Annotated in this window: 7 protein-coding genes and 3 rRNA genes; 8 read left to right on the top strand and 2 right to left on the bottom strand. The window is 41.8% G+C overall.

What is annotated here, in order from left to right; genetic code table 11:
* The first annotated feature begins 1 nt into the window (after window position 1).
* The 7 genes from BN1225_RS01715 to rlmH all read left to right on the top strand — a co-directional run bounded on the left by BN1225_RS01715 (window position 2) and on the right by rlmH (window position 7,812).
* A 16S ribosomal RNA gene (locus tag BN1225_RS01715) occupies window positions 2-1,527 on the top strand.
* A 166-nt stretch (window positions 1,528-1,693) separates the two neighbouring features.
* Window positions 1,694-4,602: ribosomal RNA gene (locus tag BN1225_RS01710) — 23S ribosomal RNA — on the top strand.
* A 48-nt stretch (window positions 4,603-4,650) separates the two neighbouring features.
* Window positions 4,651-4,759 (top strand): 5S ribosomal RNA (rrf, locus tag BN1225_RS01705).
* The 16S, 23S and 5S rRNA genes sit together here, the layout of an rRNA operon.
* Window positions 4,760-4,919: 160 nt before the next feature.
* Window positions 4,920-6,191 carry a UDP-N-acetylglucosamine 1-carboxyvinyltransferase gene (locus BN1225_RS01700; protein WP_041138093.1) on the top strand — a complete coding sequence of 424 codons (1,272 nt, stop codon included), beginning with the start codon at window positions 4,920-4,922 and terminating at the stop codon, window positions 6,189-6,191.
* Window positions 6,192-6,314: 123 nt separating this feature from the next.
* Window positions 6,315-6,518 (top strand): 50S ribosomal protein L31, encoded by a 204-nt coding sequence (rpmE, locus tag BN1225_RS01695; protein WP_041138092.1) that lies wholly within the window; start codon window positions 6,315-6,317, stop codon window positions 6,516-6,518.
* Between the two features lie 66 nt (window positions 6,519-6,584).
* Window positions 6,585-7,394, top strand: coding sequence for an MBL fold metallo-hydrolase (locus tag BN1225_RS01690; RefSeq protein WP_052466195.1), 810 nt, complete (start codon window positions 6,585-6,587; stop codon window positions 7,392-7,394).
* Entirely contained in the window at window positions 7,333-7,812 is a 480-nt protein-coding gene (gene rlmH / locus BN1225_RS01685; protein ID WP_041138091.1) for a 23S rRNA (pseudouridine(1915)-N(3))-methyltransferase RlmH, read from the top strand. The genes BN1225_RS01690 and rlmH overlap by 62 nt, the downstream gene beginning before the upstream one ends.
* A 26-nt stretch (window positions 7,813-7,838) precedes the next feature.
* Here rlmH and BN1225_RS01680 read toward each other — a convergent pair whose 3' ends face one another.
* Window positions 7,839-8,183 carry an ArsC/Spx/MgsR family protein gene (locus BN1225_RS01680; RefSeq protein ID WP_041138122.1) on the bottom strand — a complete coding sequence of 115 codons (345 nt, stop codon included), beginning with the start codon at window positions 8,181-8,183 and terminating at the stop codon, window positions 7,839-7,841.
* 208 nt (window positions 8,184-8,391) lie between these two features.
* Here BN1225_RS01680 and BN1225_RS01675 point away from each other — a divergent pair, with 208 nt between their 5' ends.
* Window positions 8,392-8,757, top strand: coding sequence for a VOC family protein (locus tag BN1225_RS01675; RefSeq protein ID WP_041138090.1), 366 nt, complete (start codon window positions 8,392-8,394; stop codon window positions 8,755-8,757).
* Window positions 8,758-8,924: 167 nt separating this feature from the next.
* Here the strand turns inward: BN1225_RS01675 and BN1225_RS01670 are convergent, their stop codons facing one another.
* Window positions 8,925-9,350: a hypothetical protein gene (locus tag BN1225_RS01670; RefSeq protein WP_041138089.1), complete on the bottom strand. Its 426-nt coding sequence runs from the start codon at window positions 9,348-9,350 to the stop codon at window positions 8,925-8,927.
* Between the last annotated feature and the right edge of the window lie 139 nt (window positions 9,351-9,489).

The following is a 9,489-nucleotide window of genomic DNA, read 5'->3' as shown; positions in this document are numbered from 1 at the left end:
TATCATGGAGAGTTTGATCCTGGCTCAGGATGAACGCTGGCGGCGTGCCTAATACATGCAAGTCGAACGCATCACCTTGGTGATGAGTGGCGAACGGGTGAGTAAGACATAAGCAACCTGGCTGTACCAGGGGGATAACGCGTGGAAACATGCGCTAAGACCGCATAGGCTTTAACTAAGCATTTAGATAAAGTTAAATATCCTAAGGGATAGGGAACAGATGGGCTTATGGTGCATTAGCTAGTTGGTGGGGTAAAGGCCTACCAAGGCGACGATGCATAGCCGGCCTGAGAGGGTGAACGGCCACACTGGGACTGAGACACGGCCCAGACTCCTACGGGAGGCAGCAGTAGGGAATTTTCGGCAATGGGGGGAACCCTGACCGAGCAACGCCGCGTGAAGGAAGAAGGCCTTCGGGTTGTAAACTTCTGTTATAAAGGAAGAACGGCTAATACAGGGAATGGTATTAGAGTGACGGTACTTTGTGAGGAAGCCACGGCTAACTACGTGCCAGCAGCCGCGGTAATACGTAGGTGGCAAGCGTTATCCGGAATTATTGGGCGTAAAGAGGGAGCAGGCGGCAATGGAGGTCTGTGGTAAAAGGCTGAAGCTTAACTTCAGTAAGCCATGGAAACCAAATAGCTAGAGTGCAGAAGAGGATCGTGGAATTCCATGTGTAGCGGTGAAATGCGTAGATATATGGAGGAACACCAGTGGCGAAGGCGACGATCTGGTCTGTAACTGACGCTCAGTCCCGAAAGCGTGGGGAGCAAATAGGATTAGATACCCTAGTAGTCCACGCCGTAAACGATGAGTACTAAGTGTTGGGGGGACAAGCCTCAGTGCTGCAGTTAACGCAATAAGTACTCCGCCTGAGTAGTACGTTCGCAAGAATGAAACTCAAAGGAATTGACGGGGGCCCGCACAAGCGGTGGAGCATGTGGTTTAATTCGAAGCAACGCGAAGAACCTTACCAGGTCTTGACATCTGGATAAAGACTCTAGAGATAGAGGGATAGATATATCCAAGACAGGTGGTGCATGGTTGTCGTCAGCTCGTGTCGTGAGATGTTGGGTTAAGTCCCGCAACGAGCGCAACCCTTGTCGTTAGTTACCAGCAGTAAGATGGGGACTCTAACGAGACAGCCGGTGACAAGCCGGAGGAAGGCGGGGATGACGTCAAATCATCATGCCCCTTATGACCTGGGCTACACACGTGCTACAATGGACGGATCAAAGGGAAGCGAAGAGGCGACTTGGAGCGAAACTCAAAAACCCGTTCTCAGTTCGGATTGCAGGCTGCAACTCGCCTGCATGAAGATGGAATCGCTAGTAATCGCGGATCAGCATGCCGCGGTGAATACGTTCTCGGGCCTTGTACACACCGCCCGTCACACCATGAGAGTTGATAACACCCGAAGCCGGTGGCTTAACCGAAAGGAGAGAGCTGTCTAAGGTGGGATCGATGATTGGGGTGAAGTCGTAACAAGGTATCCCTACGGGAACGTGGGGATGGATCACCTCCTTTCTAAGGAGAAAAAGGTTCTGTTCAGTTTTGAGTGGAGACACTCAAGGAAAAGAGATCATTGAAAACTGGATAATAAGATGAAAAGAAATATTAGAAAGATCAGGAGAAATCAAGGATCTTTCCTAATAGTCGAAAAAACTAAGAAAAAGTAACAAAAGCAAATCTAGGATAAGAAAAGAAGAGCGTATGGAGGATGCCTAGGCACAATGAGGCGAAGAAGGACGCAGCAAACGGCGAAACGCAGCGGCGAGTGGTAAGCACACGCAAGAGCCGCTGATATCCGAATGGGGGAACCCACTATCTACGAGATAGTATCCATGCATGAATACATAATGCATAGGAAGCAAGACGCAGGGAACTGAAACATCTAAGTACCTGTAGGAGAAGAAAATAAAGAATGATTTCCTGAGTAGTGGCGAGCGAAAGGGAAGGAGCCCAAACCAAGAGTTATCTTGGGGTTATAGGACAGTCAAGAAAGGCAAGACACTTTACAGAAGAAATACATGGGAAGGTATGCGAGACAGGGTGAGAGCCCCGTATTCGAAGTAGAGCGAAGCCAAGACTGATCCTGAGTACGGCGGGACACGAGAAATCCTGTCGGAAGGATCGAGGACCATCTCGAAAGGCTAAATACTCCATTGTGACCGATAGTGAACCAGTACCGTGAGGGAAAGGTGAAAAGAACCCCGGGAGGGGAGTGAAAGAGAACCTGAAACCATATGCTTACAAGAAGTCAGAGCCCGTTAAGGGGTGATGGCGTGCCTTTTGTAGAATGAACCGGCGAGTTATGATAGTCAGCGAGGTTAAGCAGGAGATGCGGAGCCGAAGCGAAAGCGAGTCTGAAAAGGGCGAATAGTTGGATGTCATAGACCCGAAACCGAGTGATCTAGCCATGACCAGGTTGAAGTTGGGGTAAAACCCGATGGAGGACCGAACCGACCCCCGTTGAAACGTTGGCGGATGAGTTGTGGCTAGGGGTGAAATTCCAAACGAACTCGGAGATAGCTGGTTCTCCCCGAAATAGCTTTAGGGCTAGCGTCAGGGTAAAGTAGCGTGAAGGTAGAGCACTGAATATGTGATGGCCCCATCCCGGGGTACTGAACATAATCAAACTCCGAATGTCACGAAAACATACCTGGCAGTCAGACAGTGGGTGATAAGGTCCATTGTCAAAAGGGAAACAGCCCAGACCATCAGCTAAGGTCCCAAAATTATTGCTAAGTGGAAAAGGATGTGGAGATGTCCAGACAACTAGGAGGTTGGCTCAGAAGCAGCCACCCTTTAAAGAGTGCGTAACAGCTCACTAGTCGAATGACTCTGCGCCGAAAATTTACCGGGGCTAAGCAATATACCGAAGCTATGGATTGACATTGAAAAATGTGAGTGGTAGGGGAGCGTTCTATCATCGGAGAAGCATGATCGTAAGGACATGTGGAGAGGATAGAAGAGAGAATGCCGGTGTGAGTAGCGGAACGTGGGTGAGAATCCCACGCACCGAAAACCCAAGGTTTCCAGAGGAAGGTTCGTCCGCTCTGGGTAAGTCGGGACCTAAGGCGAGGCCGAAAGGCGTAGTCGATGGACAACAGGTGGAGATTCCTGTACCTAATAAAGAGTGATGGAGTGACGGAGAAGGCTAGACAGGTCCGGCGGATGGAAGAGCCGGAGCAAGCGGGATATCTGGTGTGTAGAAAAATGCGCATACCGCAAGGAGAAGACGTGAAGCGTATGGAAAGGGGCGACCCAAGTACAGAAGCTGTCGAAGCAAGCTTCCAAGAAAAGCTTCTAGCAAATTTTTATTAGCCCGTACCGATAATGGACACACATGGGTGAGGAGAGAATCCTAAGGTGAGCGAGAGAACTATGGCCAAGGAACTCTGCAAAATGACTCCGTAACTTCGGGAGAAGGAGTGCTTATGAAAATAAGCCGCAGTAAAACGGCCCAAGCGACTGTTTATCAAAAACACAGCTCTATGCGAAGCCGCAAGGCGAAGTATATGGGGTGACGCCTGCCCGGTGCTGGAAGGTTAAGAGGAGTTGTAAGATCGTAAGGTCGAAGCAATGAATTGAAGCCCCAGTAAACGGCGGCCGTAACTATAACGGTCCTAAGGTAGCGAAATTCCTTGTCAGGTAAGTTCTGACCCGCACGAAAGGCGTAACGATTTGGGCGCTGTCTCGGCTGTAGACTCGGTGAAATCTTAGTACCTGTGAAGATGCAGGTTACCCGCGACTAGACGGAAAGACCCCATGGAGCTTTACTGTAGCTTGATATTGGACTTTGATGAAGGATGTACAGAATAGGTAGGAGACAGGGATACATGCACGCCAGTGTGTGAGGAGTCGACGTTGGGATACTACCCTTCCTTGATTGGGGTTCTAACCGGATGCTTTGAAGCAAGCAACGGGACAGTGTCAGGTGGGCAGTTTGACTGGGGCGGTCGCCTCCCAAAGAGTAACGGAGGCGCCCAAAGATACCCTCAGCTTGGATGGAAATCAAGCGCAGAGTGCAAAGGCAAAAGGGTGTTTGACTGCGAGACAGACAAGTCGAGCAGGGACGAAAGTCGGGCTTAGTGATCCGGCGGTACCGAATGGAAGGGCCGTCGCTCAACGGATAAAAGCTACCCTGGGGATAACAGGCTGATCTCCCCCAAGAGTTCACATCGACGGGGAGGTTTGGCACCTCGATGTCGGCTCATCGCATCCTGGAGCTGAAGTCGGTTCCAAGGGTTGGGCTGTTCGCCCATTAAAGCGGTACGCGAGCTGGGTTCAGAACGTCGTGAGACAGTTCGGTCCCTATCTGTCGTGGGCGCAGGAAGTTTGAGAAGAGCTGTCCTTAGTACGAGAGGACCGGGATGGACACACCAATGGTGGACCAGTTGTCACGCCAGTGGCACAGCTGGGTAGCTAAGTGTGGCAGGAATAAACGCTGAAGGCATCTAAGCGTGAAATCCCCTTCAAGATGAGACTTCCGGACGCAAGTTGGAAGACCCCTTAAAGACGATAAGGTAGATAGGTCAGGAGTGGAAGTATAGTGATATATGGAGCGGACTGATACTAATAGGTCGAGAACTTAACCTAGAAGAAGAAAGAACTTATTATCCAGTTTTGAGTGAGAGCTCAGAGGAATCCGGTGATGATGGGGATATGGAGACACCTGTAACCATCTCGAACACAGAAGTTAAGCATATCAACGGCGAAGATAGTGAGCGATCGCGAAAATAGCAGATTGCCGGGTAAGAGAAGGAGGAGTTCCTCCTTTTTCTTTATCACAAATGTAAGTAGCGCATATAATAAGTAATAAAGTTGTTTTATTTGACTATTTCATTTATAATAGTCAAGAGTATAAAAAATATTATATGTGATAAATATAGAGAGACAGGATTGAGGAGATTACTATGTCAGAAAAGATTATTATAGAGGGTGGGCATAAATTAAATGGTACGGTAATGATGAGCGGTGCTAAGAATGCAACTGTTGCATTAATTCCTGCAATTGTTTTAGCCGAAGGACCGGTAACTGTTTTTGGTGTGCCTGAAATATCAGATGTAGAAGCTTTAGCTACATTGTTAAGAGAATTAAATTGCAATGTAGAAACATTTGAAAATCATATTATAGTGGATCCTACTCATTTACAAAGTGTGCCTTTAGTAAGTGATGCAGTAAATAAATTACGTGCTTCTTATTACTTTATGGGAGCGTTGTTGGGGCGTTTTAGTTATGTCAAAATGAAAATGCCCGGAGGATGCTATTTAGGGCCTCGTCCGATTGACTTACATTTAAAAGGATTTGAAGCTTTAGGTGCAAAAATTACTTGTGATGAAGATGGAACTTATGAAATTTATGCAGAAGAACTAATAGGAACAAAAATATATTTGGATTTTGCTTCGGTTGGTGCAACGATTAATATTATGCTGGCTGCGGTAAAAGCAAAGGGTAAAACAGAAATAGAAAATGCTGCTAAGGAGCCTGAAATTATTGATGTGGCAAACATGCTGACAAAAATGGGAGCTAAGATTCGCGGTGTCGGAACGGATACGATTACAATCGAAGGTGTAGATCATTTAGGAGGCTGCTATCATGAGATTATTCCTGACCGTATTGAAGCTGGGACCTTTTTGATTTTAGCTGCTGCGGCAGGTGAAAGAATCGTTGTACAGAATGTTATTCCTCAGCATTTAGATTCATTGATTTCTAAATTGAAAGAGATGGGTGTAAAAATGGAGGTTTCAGGAGATAGTGTTGTTGTTTACGGATTAGAATCTTCTTTAAAAGCGGTAGATATTAAAACACAGCCTTATCCGGGGTTTGCGACTGATTTGCAGCAACCTCTAACAACGCTTTTAACACAGGCTACAGGACAATCTATCATAGAGGAAACCATTTATCCTGAAAGGTTTAAACATTGCGCAGAATTGAATAAAATGGGTGCTGATATTGATATTCATTCGGGCTATGCAAATATTAATGGAAAGACAAAATTAAAAGGAGCTAATGTTTGTGCAACGGATCTTCGTTGTGGAGCAGCTTTGGTTATTGCAGCTTTGATCGCTGAAGGAGAAACGGAGATCGGCAATGTCTATCATATTGACCGTGGCTATGATAATATTGATCATAAATTGATTATGTTAGGGGCACGTATTACCCGAATTGAACGTGAAGATAATTAATCGTTATCTTTATCATAAAAAATACTGAATAATACTTGTAAAATTTATTTGAAGATGCTATTATAATTCAGTAACTTACTTTGAAGTTAGACAAAAAATTTCAAGGCGGAAGGAGAAAGAGAAATGAAAAAAGGAATTCATCCAGATTATAAAAAAGTAAAAGCAGTATGTACATCTTGCGGAGCTGAATTTGAAACTGGTTCAGTTTTAAACGAAATTCGTGTGGATACTTGTTCAAACTGTCATCCTTTCTATACAGGGAAACAACGTTTTGCAAGTGCTGATGGACGTATCGATAAATTCAACAAAAAATACGGTCTTAAATAATAAAGTGGCAGATTTGCCACTTTTTATTTTTTCGTGATATAATGAATAAATGGAAGGAGCGATAAGATGGAATATCATGTTTTAGCGAGTGGGTCAAAAGGCAACAGTACCTTTATATATAGTAATGGTTTTGGAATATTGATTGATTGCGGTATTTCAAAAAAACAGTTATTGACTCGATTGAATCAAGTAGGATACAGTGAATCAGACATAAACTGTGTATTATTGACTCACGATCATAGCGATCATAAAAAAAATATTCATATTTTTGACCCCTCTATGGTGTATGCGGGATTAGGATGCTTGGAGGGATTATCATCTCGCCATATTCTTAAGCCTTATCAACCAATTGGATTTGAAAATATTGAGATCACTCCTTTATCTATCTCACATGATGCAACTAGTCCATTGGCATTTGTAGTAAACGATACGGTTTCAAAGCTTGTCTACATGACCGATACAGGCTATGTAAGCAAGAAAAACATGGGCTTTATAGAAAATGCTCATTATTATATTATTGAAAGTAATCATGATATCGATATGCTGATGAACAGTGCTCGTCCAATCTATTTGAAAAAGCGTATTTTATCCGATGTGGGACATTTATCTAATGATTACAGTGCTCGTTTAATGTGTAAAGTTTTAGGGGATCAGACACGAGATATTGTTTTAGCCCATTTGTCCCAAGAAGCGAATACGCCTGAATTAGCCATGGATTGTTATTGTAAAGTATTTGAATACAGCCAGATTAATATTGAAAATTATAATATAAAAATAGCGAGCCAAGTAGAAGTTGTAAGTGGAGGAGATACTATTGAAAATCAGGATCGTCAGTATTGGCAAGATCAAAGAGAAGTACTTGTTGGCGGGGATTGATGAATATAAAAAGCGTTTAGGCGCTTTCACTAAAATAGAGATGGTAGAATTGGAAGACGAAAAGATTCCGGATAAAGCTTCTTTGGCAGATGAACAGCTAGTCTTAGATAAAGAGGGAAAAAAGATATTAGATCGAATAAAAGACGATGAATATGTAATTCTCTTAGATCTGCATGGAAAAGAAATAGATTCTGTTCAATTATCTAAACATATTGAAACTAAAATGATTGAAGGAAAGAGTACCATTACTTTTGTGATCGGGGGCTCACTGGGATTAGCAAAAGATGTTGTTGCACGCAGTAACTTTCGTCTTTGTTTTTCCAAACTGACGTTTACACATCAAATGATTCGATTGTTTTTATTAGAACAAATCTATCGTTCGTTTAAAATTATGAACAATCAAACTTATCATAAATAAAAGACCAAGCGATTGCTTGGTTTTTGTTATCTTGGCAGAAAAGCACGAATATCCTCACTGTTATAACCGGCTAAAAAACGTTTATCATCAAATATAATCGGGGTTTTTATTAGTTTTGGATCACTGATCAAAATTTTGACGAGTTCACTCAAACGTAAATGATCAAAGCGATGAACTAAAGAACGTACACTATCCGATTTTATGGATAAGATCGAAGTCACTTCATCTGGATTCTTTTCTAAAATATCAATCATCTCATCCTCAGTCAATTTAGAACTGATTTTAATTTGCATTACAGGAATCTGGTATTCGTCAAAAAATTGACGTGCATTTCTTGAAGAACGGTTGTTGGAAATATACATTGTTATCATCTTTATCACCTCGAGATCATTATAGCGGAAATAAAGTTAACAGAAGGATATTAGTCATCGTTGAACACCGATATATTGTAGTTGTAATTTTTTTATTCAATATACTTTTAAATTGTGATTAATCTTGCTATTATGAAAAAAGGAGGAGATGGTATATTGATTTATGACTATTTATGGAATCAATCACAATATGCCGGGACGATAAAATATGAAAGCAATCTTTAATCACTGCAATATTAATGTTACTAATTTAGACCGAAGTCTTGCTTTTTATAAAGAGGCACTGGGACTAGAGGAAATAAGAAGAAAAGAGACAGAACATTTCACTCTTGTTTATTTAGGTGATGGTGTCACACCGTTTAGTTTGGAGTTAACGTGTCTGAATGATCATCCACAACCTTATGAATTAGGAGAAAATGAAAGTCATATCTGTTTTACCGTAGAGGATTATGATGCCGCTCATGCCCTACATGAAAAAATGGGCTGCATTTGTTTTGAAAACACGGCGATGGGCTTATATTTTATTCATGACCCTGATGATTACTGGTTTGAGATAATACCTGAAAAAAGATAAAAGCGCTGTATAATGGCGCTTTATTTTTTTATTATTGAACATTTTGACAAAACTTAAATTTGAATTAAACAAATATAGTTATGTTGTTTTTGAATAGTGTATATAATTTTTATATAGTAAAAAGCACTCCATCATTCAGTTATAATATGGAGTACCTTTTAAGATTTTTATAGAGACAAAAATAATTTTACAGCCTCATCATTATATTCCGTTTTCATCATGGCGAAACCATTATTTACCACTATTTCAAAATCACCAAAACCTTCCAACGTAATTAAACCATCTGATTCCGCTTTTTTATAAGCTTCGCTTGTTTTATCAAACTCATAAAATTCTAAACTGCCCTTATCTGTTTTATACTTAATTCCATTCTTAGCCCCGATCATTGATGCTGCCATTTCAGTTTCTTCGCTGATTTCATAACCATTATCTTGAAAAGCTTTCTTGATCGTAGCAAAAGATAATTCTTTTTTGACTTCTTCCTTTGTTGGGGTATCCCCATTTCCCTCTTTCTTTCCATCATCTTTTGAACTGCATCCTATTGTTCCCAACAACAATACTGCAACAAGTAATAATGAGAATCCTTTTTTCATCTTGTTAATTCCTCCTATATATCTTTATTATACTATAATTATCACTATAAATGATAAATTTGTCAAACATGGAAATAGTAAATATAATAAATAAATTAATATAAGAAACTAATCCGATATAAAAGGTTTTAAAATAAAC

The sequence above is a fragment of the Beduini massiliensis genome (assembly GCF_000829905.1).
In the GTDB taxonomy this organism is placed as follows: domain Bacteria; phylum Bacillota_I; class Bacilli_A; order Erysipelotrichales; family Coprobacillaceae; genus Beduini; species Beduini massiliensis.
Note: the sequence above shows the minus strand (reverse complement) of the source record. Positions and strands in the feature narration are given on the sequence as shown.

Coding starts and splice junctions, on each gene's coding strand:
- BN1225_RS01700 (WP_041138093.1), top strand. CDS start 4,920: ATGTCAGAAAAGATTATTATAGAGGGTGGGCATAAATTAAATGGTACG.
- rpmE (WP_041138092.1), top strand. CDS start 6,315: ATGAAAAAAGGAATTCATCCAGATTATAAAAAAGTAAAAGCAGTATGT.
- BN1225_RS01690 (WP_052466195.1), top strand. CDS start 6,585: ATGGAATATCATGTTTTAGCGAGTGGGTCAAAAGGCAACAGTACCTTT.
- BN1225_RS01680 (WP_041138122.1), bottom strand. CDS start 8,183: ATGATAACAATGTATATTTCCAACAACCGTTCTTCAAGAAATGCACGT.
- BN1225_RS01675 (WP_041138090.1), top strand. CDS start 8,392: ATGAAAGCAATCTTTAATCACTGCAATATTAATGTTACTAATTTAGAC.
- BN1225_RS01670 (WP_041138089.1), bottom strand. CDS start 9,350: ATGAAAAAAGGATTCTCATTATTACTTGTTGCAGTATTGTTGTTGGGA.